Origin of the sequence: Tenacibaculum sp. MEBiC06402 (assembly GCF_049239625.1) — a bacterium.
In the GTDB taxonomy this organism is placed as follows: Bacteria; Bacteroidota; Bacteroidia; order Flavobacteriales; family Flavobacteriaceae; genus Polaribacter.
In genome coordinates, this window is sequence record NZ_JBMKKT010000079.1 from 86,403 (window position 1) to 102,783 (window position 16,381).

General features: G+C 31.4%; 8 protein-coding genes. 6 read left to right on the plus strand and 2 right to left on the minus strand.

The window, feature by feature from the left end; translation table 11 throughout:
• Positions 1–22 precede the first annotated feature (22 nt).
• A complete protein-coding gene (locus ACOSP6_RS01550) occupies positions 23–3,784 on the plus strand; it encodes an RHS repeat domain-containing protein (protein ID WP_422092737.1) in 3,762 nt (1,253 codons plus the stop codon).
• 384 nt (positions 3,785–4,168) lie between these two features.
• A complete protein-coding gene (locus ACOSP6_RS01555) occupies positions 4,169–5,323 on the plus strand; it encodes a hypothetical protein (RefSeq protein ID WP_422092738.1) in 1,155 nt (384 codons plus the stop codon).
• Positions 5,324–5,431: 108 nt separating this feature from the next.
• Here ACOSP6_RS01555 and ACOSP6_RS01560 read toward each other — a convergent pair whose 3' ends face one another.
• Together ACOSP6_RS01560 and ACOSP6_RS01565 are read right to left on the minus strand one after the other, a co-directional pair.
• Complete coding sequence (locus tag ACOSP6_RS01560; protein ID WP_422092743.1) at positions 5,432–6,457, minus strand: flavin-containing monooxygenase; 1,026 nt, start codon at positions 6,455–6,457, stop codon at positions 5,432–5,434.
• Positions 6,391–6,927 carry an NAD(P)-binding protein gene (locus tag ACOSP6_RS01565; RefSeq protein WP_422092744.1) on the minus strand — a complete coding sequence of 179 codons (537 nt, stop codon included), beginning with the start codon at positions 6,925–6,927 and terminating at the stop codon, positions 6,391–6,393. The genes ACOSP6_RS01560 and ACOSP6_RS01565 overlap by 67 nt, the downstream gene beginning before the upstream one ends.
• Before the next feature lie 246 nt (positions 6,928–7,173).
• On the opposite strand from ACOSP6_RS01565, the gene ACOSP6_RS01570 reads away from it, so the two are divergent.
• The 4 genes from ACOSP6_RS01570 to ACOSP6_RS01585 all read left to right on the plus strand — a co-directional run bounded on the left by ACOSP6_RS01570 (position 7,174) and on the right by ACOSP6_RS01585 (position 16,333).
• Positions 7,174–8,832 carry a solute:sodium symporter family transporter gene (locus ACOSP6_RS01570; protein WP_422092739.1) on the plus strand — a complete coding sequence of 553 codons (1,659 nt, stop codon included), beginning with the start codon at positions 7,174–7,176 and terminating at the stop codon, positions 8,830–8,832.
• 33 nt (positions 8,833–8,865) lie between these two features.
• The gene (locus tag ACOSP6_RS01575; protein ID WP_422092740.1) at positions 8,866–11,628 is read left to right on the plus strand and encodes a triple tyrosine motif-containing protein; all 2,763 of its coding nucleotides are present in this window, start codon (positions 8,866–8,868) and stop codon (positions 11,626–11,628) included.
• 196 nt (positions 11,629–11,824) lie between these two features.
• Positions 11,825–14,842: a SusC/RagA family TonB-linked outer membrane protein gene (locus ACOSP6_RS01580; protein WP_422092741.1), complete on the plus strand. Its 3,018-nt coding sequence runs from the start codon at positions 11,825–11,827 to the stop codon at positions 14,840–14,842.
• Positions 14,843–14,854: 12 nt separating this feature from the next.
• Entirely contained in the window at positions 14,855–16,333 is a 1,479-nt protein-coding gene (locus ACOSP6_RS01585) for a RagB/SusD family nutrient uptake outer membrane protein (RefSeq protein ID WP_422092742.1), read from the plus strand.
• Positions 16,334–16,381 lie beyond the last annotated feature (48 nt).

Genomic DNA, 16,381 nt, shown 5'->3' on the forward strand with positions numbered 1-16,381 from the left:
GAATTAAAATATTCAAATACTTATGAGAATTAAGAAATATATTTTAATGTTAATTGTTTTGGGGCAAACTCAAATATCATTAACACAGAATACAGAAAAGAAAGTAACAGATTCAGACAAAAACTGGGTTTCGGTGAATGCGTTTGATATAACAGGTAAAGTTATAGCTGCAAATGTTCAGTTTTTTGATAATATGGCAAGATTAAATCAAACACAAAGTTTTGATACGAAAACAGGTAAAAATTGGGCAAGTGTTATTTTGTATGATAGGCACGGACGATCGGCTATACAAACGCTCAGTGCTCCAATATCATTTAATACTGACTTTACATATAAGAATGATTTTATTAAAAAAACAAATAATTCGATCTTTGGTATTGCAGATTTTGAAAATTCAGATATAAATAATCCCTCAGTTGTTGGTAGTCAGGCAAATACATTAGGTTGGTACTACAGTGAAAATAATACAAGTGAACCATTCCAAGATGTAACTAATCGTCCATATTCTAGAACTATTTATAGCGAATTAACTCCAGGAGGAATTTTAAGAGCTATTGGAGGAAATAAAATCGATGAAGAATGGAAACAAGGTTATGTGTTTTCTATGCCAGCAGGTCAAGAATTGTCTCAAAATACTGCGTTTAACAATCCTGAGTATTCTAATATTAAAGTGAGTAAAACTATTTCACGTGATGCTCATGGAATAGAAAATGTTGTTTTTACAGATACTGATGGTCATACTTTAGCTTCTGCTCGAAGTGGAAATGAAGAAGAGGAACAAGAAATACGATATTCGACGGTCTTAATTAATGAACAAGATTTTGTGGATATTCATATTCCAGTAGGTACAAGAGGTATTGAAGTTAAAAATGATGTAAATCAAATAATGAGCCGTGAGTCTTTTGATATTTATGATTTGATTACGGAAAAAAAAGTAACAACATCTTTTAGTTCTTTAGGCCCTGGAGTTTACCGAATAGATTATAAAGGAGATAATTGGATTCCAATACACGTGAAATATCCTGAAAATTATTATAATTTTAGTCTAAATGAATACGATGAAACAGGAAGAGTAATTGCTACTTACCAACCATTACAAAAATTAAAAAGTGAGTTTGAATATAATTCTCTTGGGCAATTGATTTATAGCAAAAGTCCAGATGAAGGTGAAGCTTGGTTTAAATATAGAAAAGATGGACAAATTCGTTATTCACAAAACAGCAAACAAAGAACTAATAATCAAATGTCCTATACCAATTATGACAATTTAGGAAGACCAATAGAAAGTGGAGTATATACTGGTTTTAAACCAATTAATTTCGATACTCTTGATCCAGATGGATATAATTTTCCAGGTTCAACATCAGAGGTTCATAAAACAACTTATGATTATTTAGAATCTACAGAGGTTAATATATTACCAAATGGTTATAAAAAACCACAGTTTTTATCTGGAAATGTAAGTAAAACATGGAATAATCAAACAACTACTTATTATAGTTATGATATCTATGGAAGAGTAAAATGGATTGTTCAGAATATTCCTGGATTAGGTATAAAAACAATCGATTATGAATACGATCCTATAACTAGTCAAGTAAATATAGTTGTTTTTCAAAAAGGGAAATCAGATCAGTTTATACATAGGTATACGTATGACGAGAGTAATTACAATTTGGTTAAAGTAGAAACTTCAACAGATGGAAGAATTTACAAAGAGCATGCTAGTTATAATTATTATGAAACAGGTGCTTTAAAAAGGCTTAATCTAGCTAGAGGATTGCAAGGAGTTGATTATGTATACAATTTAAATGGAGCGTTAAAAAGTATTAACCATCCAAATTTAAATGATAGTAATGACCCTGGAAATGATAGAAATGATCTTTTTGGTATGAATTTGCATTATTATAATGGAGATTATCATCGTAAGAATACACCTACTCCAGTTCCTGATATATCCGGAGGTATAGAACAATATAATGGAAATATTAAAGCGATAACTTGGAATACAAAAAGACCTGATTTTTCAGCAGTTAAAAATAGTTATTACTATAGCTACAATAAAAATAATTGGTTAACAGGAGCAAGTTTTAATCAACCCATTACAGCTGATGTAAACTTTAATAGTTTGGAGATTAGAGATGATTTAACTGCTGAAAGTGAAGATGTAAAGGCAACAAAAACAATACTTTTTAAACCTGGGTTTGAGTTAAAAGCAACAGCCTCACTTGAGTTGAGTGGTAAAATTGTAGAAAATATTGAAGGAGGAGTTGATGGCAAAGGAGATTATAATGTTTATAATATTACTTATGATGAGAATGGAAACATTCAGTCCTTGCATAGAAATAAGAATAAAGATGGTGGTAGCAATGAAATGGACAAGTTATCATATTATTATAAGAAGGATAAACCAAATCAACTTGTACAAGTAAAAGACTTTGCAGGTAATGTAAATGGAGCAAATGATATTGGAAGTCAGAATGACTTAAATTACATATATAATGAAATTGGTCAGTTAATTGAGAATAAGTCTGAAAACCTAAAGTATGTATATAATTCTAGTGGTTTGGTTTCAGAAGTTATCAAAAACGGATTACCACTGGTTAAGTTTTATTATAATGACAAAAATCATAGAGTTAAAAAGGAAAGTTATAATACAAGAAGTGGCAGTTTAGGATATACCGAACATTATGTAAGAGACGCAGCAGGAACTGCTATGGCTATTTATAGAAACCGACAACTTGTTGAAAATACGATTTACGGTAGTGGTAGATTAGGAGTTTATAAGTCCGATGGAACAAGTTTATATCAGTTAACAGATCACTTAGGAAATGTCAGAGCTGTAATAGGTAGAGGAGCAAATGATCAACCAATGGCTTTGACTGCCGCAACAGATTATTACCCTTTTGGTATGCCAATGCCTAATAGAGACTTAAAAGGAGATTATCGTTATGCATATCAAGGGCAAGAGAAAGACACCGAAACAGGAATGGAAGCTTTTGAACTACGTTTATGGGATAGTAGAATTGGACGTTGGTTAACCACAGATCCTTATGGTCAGTATAACTCTCCATACTTAGGAATGGGGAATAATCCAATAAATGGAGTAGATTCTGATGGAGGTCTTTTTTTATGGAAGCCAAAACTAAATAATGATGGTTCCACGTCTTATATAGCAGAATCTGGTGATACTGCTCAATCATTTGCTGATCAATATGGAGTAACCTTAAAGCAGGCTCAAGAGTTAATAGGCACCGATAATATAATTGCAGGAGAGACTTCTGTTTCAGGTCAAGATGTTTTTAATATGTTTGGAAGTTCAGTATTAAAACTACAAAGAGGAGGAAATACTACTAAACAACAAGAATGGGATCAGTTGGTATATGCTTTTGATCATTCTAAATCCAGAGGAGCTTTTGCAATTAATGTCAAAGATTACTTTAATCATTCAGGGGCATTTAGCGGTAGGGTTAATTTTGAAATTGAAGGAGTTAATCATTCTTTATATATGGATATTGATGTAGGTAGACCAGCCACTTTTGATGGTTCTGGAGATTTTCTTCTAGAAAATCAATTCTATTTTTCAAAACTAACTTCAGGTACAACTTATAAAGGTGATCAAGCTAACATACATGTTAGACTGTTCCACCCAAAAAGTCGGGAATATTCTGGACAAGACGGAAGAATATTTACAAGGAGAAAAAGTGTAAACCCTATTGATTATAGACTCGAACAAACATTTCCACTTTATAATTATATTAGAATACAAACTTTTAAAAACTAGTAAATGACTGTTTTGTGAAATATGTAAAATTATAATAAAAGGAAAATTTTAAGCAATAATGAAATAAAACGCATTAAAGGTTTAGAAAAAAACAGTACTTGAACTATTTATAGTCAATTGTCATGTGCCTAAGATGATAACAGTTATTATAGTTCAATTATGAGTAGATATTCTAAAAAATATGGAAATGCATTTGAATAAATATTTCATAATGGTAAAAATATATAGCTCAGAAGAAATTTCTTCTGAGCTATTTTTTACTAATTACTTCGTATTTGAAATCCTATTATAGCCTTGAAAATTAGTGATTCTAATTTTTGGCACGCTACTTGTATAAAGTAAAGTGTATATCAAAAAAATGATATGCATCTAAAATCAAATATTATGAAAAAATTTGTTTTACTACTTACAGGACTTTTGTTAATAACATTTACAGTTAACGCATCAGAAACAAGTACAAATACAATGGCACGTTACTACAATTATGGTAATTCGTTCATTTTTTCTGAATGTGGAGTTGAATTCGCTGTATATCCAGATGGACAATTTGATTTTTATTTAAACGGTCCAAGAAATGGAGTTAGTGTTAATTTAAACGCTCCAGGAGTTAATATTAGTTTTAATTCAGGTTTTAATTACGATCCATTTGTGCAATATGATGATTATGGAGCGGTAGTACAAATTGAAGATGTTCCGATTTTTTATGATCACTTTGGTAGAATTGTGCAAGCAGGTGATGTATTTATTAGATATAATCGTTGGGGACGTGTATCTCGTGTAGGTGGTTTATTCGTAAACTACAATAGTTACGGTAACTTCTTAAACTGCACAGGATATATTAACAGCTTTAACAGACGTTATGTATACAGACCTTTTCATAGATTCTTTGCTGTACCTGTAGTTGATAGATGTATTGTTTGGGATCGTCCATATAGAAGATTTTATTCGCCATATAGATTTTCTTATAATGTTTATAGAAACAATTACTATAATGGTTTTTATAATAGGTCATACAGAAATAGAAACTTTTACAGACCAGGAGCTCGTATAGGACATTTTAATAGAGGACGAAGAGTTGCTAATGCTAGAAATGTAAACTTCAGATCTAGAGATAGTAGAAGAACGATGTACCAAAGAAACGATCGTAACTACAGAAAGATAAATAGAGGTAGAGCTAGTAGAGTTACGAAGAACAATAATCGAAGTGTAAACAGATCAAGAACTGTAGCTAGAAATAATAGAACAATTTCTAGAGATAGAGGAGCAGAAAGAAATGTATCTCGAAATAGAACTCAAACAATAAAAAGAAATAGAAATACTGTTGTAAATAGATCAAACAATAGAACATCTTCATACAACAGAGCTAATAAAAATAGAACGAACAGAACTGCTCAAGTTCAAAAAACTAGAAGTTATTCTAATAATCGTTCAGCTAGTTCAACAAAAAGAACTCAAAACAATAGATTTAAAAGTAGAGATAATTCGTCGAGATCAAATAAAAGAGCGAGCAGAAATACAAACTCAAAAAGATCACGATGAAAAACAACTTCAAGATCAAGAGTAGTAAGAAATAGAAATTAGGGAACTCATCCTTATTATGTTATTCTAAAACCAAAAAACACACTTTTTAAAAGTGTGTTTTTTATTTTAATACTCCCAATTAAGAGAAGTGTCCTCAATAGGTTTTTTCAATACTCTCTTATCCATTTTATAATTATGTAATACTCGCCAAGGATAACTTTTTCCTTGTCGAGGTAATAAATGTCCCCCTCTTTTAACATAACCAGAATTTAATGAGTCTAATACACTCTCTTCTGAATTACTCAAATCTGCTGTTTTCGGTATTACAGCTTTAGCATTTCTATTTCTTTTCTCTTGCAATAATTTAATCAAATAATTTGTGGCAACGTTTATTTTAAGAGTCCAAGATGCATTGGTGTAACCAAATAGATAGGCAAAATTTGGTGTGTCTTGAACTAATACACTTTTATAAGTCATTTTTTCGTTTAAAAAATGCTTTTCATTATCAACATGAAGTTCCATTCCGCCTAAAACTTGAAGTTTTAAACCAGTAGCAGTAATAATAATATCAGCGTCTAAATGTTCGCCCGATTTTAATAGAATTCCATTTTCGGTAAATGAATCTATATGATCTGTAACTACTGAGGCTTTTCCTTTTTTTATAACCTCAAAAAGGTCGTTGTCAGGAACAGCAGCTAATCTTTGATCCCATGGATCGTAATTAGGAGTAAAGTGTTTAATGTCATATTCTTTACCAAGTTGTTTCTGAATTTTTGAAATTAAAAATTTTTGAATGCGTTTAGGATACTTTTTACTCAACTTAAAAATTATTTGTTGAAGGAACACATTCCTAAAACGAGCAATTTTATAAACCGTTTTTTCCGATAATATTTTCCGTAATACCTTAGATAATTTATCAACAGAAGGTATACTATAAATATATGTCGGAGAACGTTGTAACATTGTTATATGTGATGTTTTATCTGCCATAGAAGGTACAATTGTAATGGCAGTTGCGCCACTACCAATTACGACTACCTTTTTATTCTCATAATTCAAATCTTTTGGCCAATGTTGTGGATGTATTATTGGACCTTTGAATAATTCTGTCCCTTTGAACTCTGGTAAATAACCCTCATCATGATTGTGTATCCAGAGGCCGCAATTAAAAAGTTACATGTATAAAAAACTTGTTCTTGTGTTTCTTCATCTTGAACTGTAATATTCCAACGCCCTTCTTCCGAATCCCAATTCGCGAAAGTAACTTTTGAATTGAAAAATATTTTATTCTTTACTTTGTATTCTTCGGCTGTATCGATGAGGTATTGTTTTATCGACGGACCATCGGCTAAAGTTTTATCTCCATTCCACGGACGAAAATCATAACCAAAGGTTAGCATATCTGAATCAGATCTTATTCCTGGATAATTAAATAAATCCCAAGTTCCACCAATTTCACTTCTTCGTTCTAAAATAGCATAATTAAGATTTTCAATTTCTTTCTCAAGTCTGCAAGCCATTCCAATTCCGGAAACTCCTGCACCTATTATAATAATATCAAAGTTTTTAGTGGTGTTCATTTTAATAAATTGGGTTTTAAAAGTAATTTCCTTTTTTTGGATGTATCAAAGCATATTTAAAGATTCAATGTACTAGATATTATTGTAATAATCTATATTTTTTAGGAATATGATTATAAGATTAACAGTGTTTAATGAAATTTGTAAAGAATATGTAAAGTATTCTAATACAGGATTAATCACGAGAAATTCTTTAAAAACAACCTATACAAAAACCATACAGCAAGTGTTTTTGGACTTTATGAACATAAATAATCTTAAATTGTCAACACAAACAACCAAAATATTATGTTAGGAATATTATCATTTATTGGATTTACAGTAATAGTTGCAGTAGTTTCTTGGAGTGCTACAAGAAAGACAAATGAACAAACTTCAGACGGTTATTTTCTTGGAGGAAGAAGTTTAACAGCTGGTGTAATAGCGGGTTCGTTATTATTAACAAATTTATCCACTGAACAAATTGTTGGATTAAATGGTTCTGCGTTTACAGAAGGTATTTTGGTTATGGCATGGGAAACATTGGCTGCTATTGCAATGGTGGTAACTGCGGTTTTTTTATTACCAAGATATTTGAAAAGTGGTTTAATTACTATTCCTCAGTTTTTAGCAGAGCGATTTGATGTATCTACGAAAACGCTAACTTCTGTATTGTTTTTAAGTGGTTATGCAATAGTATTGTTACCTACCATCTTGTATTCTGGTTCTTTAGCAATTAGCGGAATGTTTGATGTTCCTGGGTTGTTAGGAGTTTCAAAAGTAGCAGCTTTATGGATATGTGTTTGGTCTATCGGTATTATTGGATCTATTTATGCAGTTTTTGGAGGTTTAAAAGCTGTAGCTGTTTCCGACTCAATTAACGCTATAGGTTTATTAATAGGAGGTATTTTAATTCCAATTTTTGGATTGATTTTTATTGGAGATGGAAGTTTGTTTGATGGTTTTGCTATTTTACAAGAAAAAATTCCTAATCATTTTAATTCTATAGGAAGCTCATCTGCTTCGGTTCCGTTCGCTACTATTTTTACTGGTATGATGTTGGTTCAGTTGTTTTATTGGGGAACAAATCAACAAATTATTCAAAGAGCCTTAGGAGCTAAAAACCTTGAGGAAGGACAAAAAGGATTATTACTGGGAGCTTTTATCAAAATATTAGGACCAATTATTGTTGTTTTGCCCGGAGTTATAGCATATTATATGTCTGTTCAAGGTACAATGGAAGTGGGAGCACCAGACGAGGCATATGGGCAATTGGTTAGGAAAATTCTGCCAAAAGAGTTTATAGGTTTCTTTGCTGCGGTTTTATTTGGAGCTATTTTAAGTTCTTTCAATAGTGTTTTGAATAGTTCGGTGACACTTTTTGGTATAGATATCTACAAAGAACATTTGAATCCAGAAGCGGAAGAAAAGACAGTGGTTAAATATGGAAAAGCTTTTGGTATTTTATTAGCTATTGCCGCAATGTTCATAGCTCCTTTTCTTTCAAGTCTAGAAAGTATTTTCTCTTATCTACAGCAAGTAAATGGAGTGTATAGTATTCCAATTTTAACCATAATTTTTGTAGGTTTTGTCACTAAAAAAGTGCCAGCAATTGCTGCTAAAATAGGTTTGCTGACAGGTTCTGTTTTATATATAATTAGTGAGTTTGTTTTAAGGCCGAGTTTTGTTAATAAGGCTGTTGAAATGGTTAAAAGCTCAGGAGTAGTTGGGAAAGATGCGCTTAGTGTAGTAAAAGCCGATGCTTATCCGCATTTTTTACATGTAATGGCAATTTTATTTGTTTTAAATACCATAATCATGTTGATTATTGGTAAGTTAAAACCAAAAGCTGTTGCTTATGAACAAAAGGAGTCGAAACAGGTCGATATCACTCCTTGGAAACATACTAAACCAGTTGGAATATTTATTTGTATTATTGTAATACTAATCTATATTTATTTTTCTTAGTTGAATAAACAAAGTATTTATACGTTTTTTTTATTGATTTTTACATTGAGCTTAAATGCTCAAGAACTTCCATTAATCAATAAATTTTATCCAGAAGATTATAATGCAGAATCACAAAACTGGTCTATAAGTCAAGCTAATAATGGTTTTATTTATGTAGCGAATAACAAAGGGCTTTTGGAGTTCAACGGTGCAAATTGGAACTTGTATTCAACACCCAACCAAACTATAATGCGTTCGGTTAAGGCCCACCAAAGTAAAATATTTACTGGGTTTTATATGGATTTTGGTTTTTGGGAAAGAGATGAATTCGGTGTTTTAAATTACACTTCAATTGTAAATGAAAGTAAGGTAAATCTATTATCTGATGAGCAATTCTGGAATATTATTGAGCTAGATGGATGGATTCTTTTTCAATCCTTACAAAGAATTTATATCTATAATTTGAACAGTAAATTGGTAAAAGTTGTTAATTCAGAAACAGCGATTACAAAAATGTTTAAAGTAGACGGTTCTGTTTATTTTCAAGAAACCGGTAAAGGAGTTTTTAAGATTGAAAAGGGAATTGCTAAATTATTTTCTGATGATAAAACATTAAAAGAAAATACTATTGTACTTGTCTTTAAGAAAGATCAAGAGTTGGTTTTTCTTACCCAAAATAAAGGTTTTTTAACAAGTAATGGAAAGTATATTTTAAATATTAAACTATCTGATTTTTTAGAGGGAAAGTCCATTTATAATGCTAGTCTGCTAAATGATGGCTCTTTTATAATTGGAACTATATCTAACGGTGCAGTTTATGTGAATTCATCTGGAGAAATTCAGTACGTTTTAAATCAAAAGAATGGTTTATCAAACAATACTGTATTAACAACTTTTGAAGATAATAGAGGAGATGTCTGGTTGGGTTTAGATAATGGAATTAACAAAATAGATGTAACATCTTCTATACGTATTTTTAAAGATCAAAATGGAAAACTAGGTACAGTTTACGCAACTGCTCTTCACAATGGTTTTTTATATCTAGGAACAAATCAAGGTTTGTTCTGTAAGGAATATCCTTCTTCTAGTAATTTTGAATTTATACCAAATACTCAAGGTCAGGTTTGGAGTCTTGACATCATAAATAATACACTTTTTTGCGGACATAACACGGGTACTTTTGTTGTGGATAGAACAACTGCTGATTTGATTAGTAATGTACAGGGTACGTGGGGAGTGAAAGAAATTAGTAGTAATAAGTTACTTCAAGGAAACTACGATGGTTTGTATGTTTTAGAGAATCTTTCAGGAAAATGGACATTATCTCACAAAGTGAAAGGTTTCAATAATTCATGTAAGTATTTTGAATTATATCATAACAATACTGTTTTCATCAATCATGAATACAAAGGTGTTTATAAATTAAAATTAGATAATCAATTTGAAAGCGTAGTTGAGGTTAAAATAGATACTTCTATAATAAAAGGGGTTCACTCTAGCCTCATAAAGTATCAAAATAACATTATTTATGCTTATAAAGGAGGTGTTTTCAGATACTTCGACAAAGCGGATAAATTTGCGAAAGACACTGTTTTAGACAAATTAATAGAAAAGCATAATTTCTTGTCTGGTAAACTAATATTTGATAAGACGAGCAACAAGCTTTTTTCATTTTCTAAAGAAAATATAAGTTATTTAAGACCAGATAAATTCAGTGCAAATTCAATTATAACCAGAAAAGGAATCACTAGTAATTTAAGAAAAGGAGCAATAGGTTATGAAAACATCCAAAGAATTAGTGATAATAAGTACTTAATAGGAACTCTAAATGGTTACATAATTACCGATTTAAAAGTTGATGATAAAATAGCCTACGAATTATCCATTAACAGTATAAAAAATCATTCCCTTAATGGAGAACCAAAATATTTAGAAACTACAGCTAAGAATTCAGTCGAACTTGCTCCTAAAGATAATAGTATAGAAATTGCTTATAGCGTTCCTTACTTGTCTACAGATGCTCCGGTTAAATATCAGTATCAACTAGATGGTTATAAAGAAGATTGGAGTGATTGGACTTATAAGAATAAAATTTTATTCGAAAACCTATCTTTTGGAGATTATACTTTTAAAGTTAGAGCAAAAATAGGAGATGAGTTGGTGAGTAATGTTCCTACATATTCTTTTACTATTAAAAGAGCCTGGTATATATCTAATTTAGCTTTAGTGAGTTATGTTTTATTTGTGTTTTTGTTTTCTTTATTTATGGATAGACTTTATAAAAGTTATTATAGAAATCAAAGAGAGCAATTGCTGAAAAAGCAAGAAAGAGAATTCCAGTTGAAATCACTAGAAAGTGAAAAAGAATTAATGGAGATTAAAAATAGTCAGCTTAAACAAGATGTAGAAAGTAAGAATAGAGAATTAGCTGTTTCTACAATGAGTATGATTAAAAAGAATGAATTGCTAAGTTCTTTGAGGAAAGAAATTCTCAAAGGAGATGAGAAAAGTCTAAAAGCGGTTATTAAAATAATTGATAAAAACTTAAACAATACAGATGATTGGCAAATGTTTGAAGAAGCTTTTAATAATGCCGATAAAGACTTTATCAATAAGATAAAAAAGATTCATAATAATCTTACTCCAAACGACCTTAGATTATGTGCATATTTAAGGTTGAATTTATCTTCTAAAGAAATAGCACCGCTACTAAACATTTCTCCAAGAAGTGTAGAGGTAAAGCGATATCGTTTGCGAAAAAAGATGGATTTACCGCATGATGTGAACTTAACAAGTTATATTTTAGAGATTTAAAAACACAACAAAACCTCTAAAATACCTATACATCACTACAACATTATCACAAACAAGTGTTTTGTTTCTTATACAATGTTAAGCTTTTCTTAAGGTTTCAGGCTTTTTTTGAGTTGTATGTTTTTTGTATTGGGGTTTATTGTTAATAATATAAAAAACAACGAGTAATTTTATGATATAATCAAAAACTCGTTATATGAGAAACCTAATTACACTATTTATTTTGTCACTATCTATAGTTGTAATACAAGCACAAGAGATAACTGTAAGTGGAAAAGTTACGGATTCAAAAACAGGAGAAGCTTTACCTGGTGTTAATGTTATGATCAAAAACACTGTTAATGGTACTGAAACCGATTTTGATGGTAATTATAGTATTAAAGTTGCCAATGGTAAATCTTTAGTATTTTCCTCTATAGGTTATGCTACAAAAACTATAGCAGTAAATGGTTCAGTTATTAATGTATCCTTAGATGAGGATTCTGAACAATTACAAGAGATTGTTATCATCGGGTATGGTAGCAAAGCAAAAAAAGATGTTACGGGGGCGGTTTCTTTAGTAGATTCCCAAACCATTGAAGACTTAAAACCTGTAGATGCTAGTTTGGCGCTACAAGGAACAACATCGGGGGTTTCTATCAACACTGCGTCTGGTTCCCCTGGTAGTGGATTTAATATCCTTATTAGAGGTATCAGTTCCAATAGAGCGAACGGACCTTTGGTAGTTGTAGACGGATTAGCTGGAGCTAATTTGAATACAATAAACCCTAATGATATTGAATCGGTATCTGTTTTAAAAGATGCACAGGCAGCGATTTATGGAATACAAGGTGCCAATGGAGTTATTTTAGTTACTACGAAATCTGGTAGGAAAAATGGTAAAATGAAAATTACCTATGATGTTTACACTGGTATTCAAGAAACAACTAAAAAGTTAGATTATTTAAATGCTACGGAGTATGCTTTTCTATTAAATGAAAGTTATGCAGCTGGAGGTCAGTCATTACCATTTCCTGATGTGAACGCTATTTCAAATAATACAGATTGGCAGGATCAAATTTTTACCAATGCTTTTATGATAAATCATAATGTTGGTATTTCTGGTGGTTCTGAAAAGATTAATTATTATTTAGGAGCTTCAAGACTTGAACAAGATGGTATCATTGCTCCTGAAAAGTCAAATTTTATAAGAAACAATATCAGATTAACTTTAGGTATTGATTTGAGTGATAAGTTCAAAATTTCTACAACTACGAACTATTTTACTAATTTTAGAAGAAGTATTGCAGAAAATGGTTTAGGGTCTGTTTTGTTTAATGCCTTAAATTATGCACCAACTTATTCATTAGATCAAGAAGATACTTCTGGATTTTTAGGAAATGAAGTTATTAATCCTTTATCTCAAATCAGAGATACCTACAATGATTATTTTGGAAGCAGTTTAGAAGGAACTTTTCAAATAGAATATAAACCGATACAAGATTTAACAGTTACAAGTAGAATTGGTTACAAAACTTACAGCGATCAAGGAAAAACATTTTTACCTATTGTAAATTACGGTGCAGGTAAAGTTTTCAATCGCGATAGAAGTCAAGTTGATCAGTCAAGAACAACTTCGAACAACTACAACTGGGAAACTTTTATCAACTATAAAAAAACGGTAGCCGACGATCACAATTTCGAAGCGACACTTGGAACAAGTATGCAGAAAAGTTGGGGAAATGGACTTTTTGCAACAGGTTTTGATGTTCCAAATAACTCATGGGATTTTGCTGATATCAGCTTAGCAAACGGAGTTGTAAATGCATTAACAAATGGTTCATACGTCTTTGATAATCGATTATTATCGTATTTCGGTCGCTTACAGTATGATTATAAAGGAAAATACTTAATTTCTGGAATGATTCGTCGAGATGCCGCTTCAGATTTTACTCCAGATAATAGAGTTGATTACTTCCCATCTGTTACAGCTGGATGGAAAGTTACTGAAGAAGATTTTATGAAAGGTGTTGATTTTTTAAACTTCTTTAAATTAAGAGCTAGTTACGGTTTTCTAGGAACAAATGCAGGTGGAAATCTTTTTAGAGCTCAATTAAATGGTGAGGGAACTTATGTTTTAGATGATGCTATTGTAAATGGTATCGCTGTTGGAACTTTACCAAATACTGATGCAAGATGGGAAAGAGGAGAAAAGTTAGATATTGGTTTCGATGCTACATTATTTAATAATAAGCTAGAAATTGTTGGAGATTACTTCCAAGAAGATAGAAATGACTTATTAATTCCAAATATACCTGTTTCTGGTATTATTGGTACGGCAGCTCCTGGTTCTGGAAGTCCAACTGTAAATGCAGGAACATCTAGAGTTAAAGGTTTTGAATTTGCTGTTAAGTATAAAGATAACATTGGTGACGACTTTTCGTACAACATAAATTATAATGTAACTAGAGTTCAAGGAGAAGTTACAAAAATTAATGGTGATGTTATAATAGAAGGAGGAGCTTTCGGTGTAGGGCAATTAGCGCCTGCAAGAATGGAAGTTGGACAACCAATCGGTTATTTTTACGGATTACAAACCGACGGAATTTTCCAAACGGTTGATGAAGTGAATAATTCACCATCACAGGCTGGTTTATTAGGAATCGATGCTGCTCCTGGAGATTTAAAGTATGTAGATGTTAATGGTGATGGTGTTATTGATTTTGATGATAGAACTTTTATTGGAAATCCTCAAGCTGAATATATTATGGGATTAAACTTAAGCTTTAATTATAAAAATTGGGATTTCACATCTTATATGTATTCAGAGTTGAACAAAGAAATGGTTCGTAACTACGAAAGAGATCAGCCAAATGTTAATCGTCATGCTTTTTATCTGGATAGATGGAAAGGTCCTGGAACAAGTAATGAAGTTCCAAGAACAACTACAGGAGCAACCAATAATAAATTATTTTCTAGCTTTTATGTAGAAGATGCTTCTTTCTTAAGAATACAAAATATTCAGGTTGGTTATAGTTTACCTAATAGTGTTTTAGAGCGTGTAGGTTTTTCAAAAATACGTTTATACACTACTGTAAATAATGCGTTTACCTTTACTAATTACAAAGGTTTCGATCCAGCAGCAACTACAGGTCAAGCTATTGGAGGTGGAATTGATTATGGATTTTATCCATTGTCTCGTCAGTATTTATTAGGATTAAACTTAGCATTTTAAAAGAATTAAAACATGAAAAAATACAATAACATAATAAGTTCATTCATTGTAATTCTATTAATGGCGTTTTCCTTTAATAGTTGTTCGGATGAATTTCTAGACAAAACAAAAGAGTACACTATTGACTCAGAAAACTACTTCAACTCAGAAGATGATTATTATAGAGCTTTGGTTGGAGCATATGATTTGTTACAAGCTACATATGTAAACGTAATGTTAGGAGAAATCGCTTCAGATAATACGTTATGTGGAGGTGAAAGTGCGACTGATGTAATTGGTTTTCAACAAATTGATGACATGATTCATACGCCAGTAAATAGTAATCTTAGAGACATCTGGAACTGGATGTTTGCTGGTGTAAATAGAGCTAACTATATCCTTGAGTTCAAGGATAAAACTGATTTTGATGGTAAGAACATAATCATTGCTGAAGCTCGTTTTTTAAGAGCATATTATCATTTTGAACTAGTAAAGTGGTTTGGTGGTATTCCTTTAAAAGGTGATGCTCGATTTGAATTAGGTGATGAAAAATCAATTCCAAGATCATCTGTAGAGGAGGTGTATGCATCCATAGAAGCAGATTTGCAGTATGCAGTCAATAACTTATCTTACACTTCTCCTCAAGTGGGTAGAGCAAATAAAGGTTCGGCTCAAGCTTTATTAGGAAAAGCGTATTTATATCAAAACAAATTTCCAGAAGCTGCAAATGTCTTAGAGGATTTAATTAATAATGGTCCGTTTGACTTAGTTCAAGATTATAACACAATTTTTGAGCATGCTGGTGAAAATGGAATAGAATCGGTTTTCGAAGTTCAATATACAGATGTTGAAGGTGCAGGTTTCGGATGTTTACAATGTAGCGAAGGAAACGTAGCAGTCGGATTCAATGGAATTAGAAATTACAACGGACCAGATTTCGATTCTGGATTTAGTTTCAATGTTCCAGTTCAAGAGGTATATGATGCTTTTGATGCCGACGATTTAAGAAGAGATGTTGCTATACTAGATATTAATGCCTGGGCAATTTCTACTGGAGCTACTTTTACAGAAGGGTTTGAGCACACAGGTTTTTACAATAGAAAGTACATCGCTAGAAAGGGTGATTTAAATACGGGTGATCCGAATCTTACGAATCCTAATAACTATCGTTCTATTCGTTTTGCAGATGTTTTATTGATGGCTGCTGAAGCATTAAATAGAGGAGGAATTAGTGATGGGAGAGCACAACAATATGTCAATAGAGTTAGAAGAAGAGCATTTGGAGACACAAATCACGATATAAGTAGTACAGGAGCAACATTGACTCAAGACATTTATAACGAAAGAAGGTTAGAGTTAGTTGGTGAAGGACATAGATTCTTTGATTTAGTAAGAACTGGAAACGGAACTTCAATTCCTGGATTTACTCCTAATAAAAATGAATTATTTCCTATTCCAATTGAGGAAATTCAGTTCGCAAATGGAAATTGGACCCAAAACACGGGTTATTAACAGAAAATATATATTATGAAGAAAATATTCAACATATTAATCATATTA

Bases quoted from the DNA above. Each gene is read 5' to 3' on its own strand.
- ACOSP6_RS01550 (WP_422092737.1), top strand. From the start codon at position 23: ATGAGAATTAAGAAATATATTTTAATGTTAATTGTTTTGGGGCAAACT.
- ACOSP6_RS01585 (WP_422092742.1), top strand. From the start codon at position 14,855: ATGAAAAAATACAATAACATAATAAGTTCATTCATTGTAATTCTATTA.
- ACOSP6_RS01555 (WP_422092738.1), top strand. From the start codon at position 4,169: ATGAAAAAATTTGTTTTACTACTTACAGGACTTTTGTTAATAACATTT.
- ACOSP6_RS01570 (WP_422092739.1), top strand. From the start codon at position 7,174: ATGTTAGGAATATTATCATTTATTGGATTTACAGTAATAGTTGCAGTA.
- ACOSP6_RS01580 (WP_422092741.1), top strand. From the start codon at position 11,825: ATGAGAAACCTAATTACACTATTTATTTTGTCACTATCTATAGTTGTA.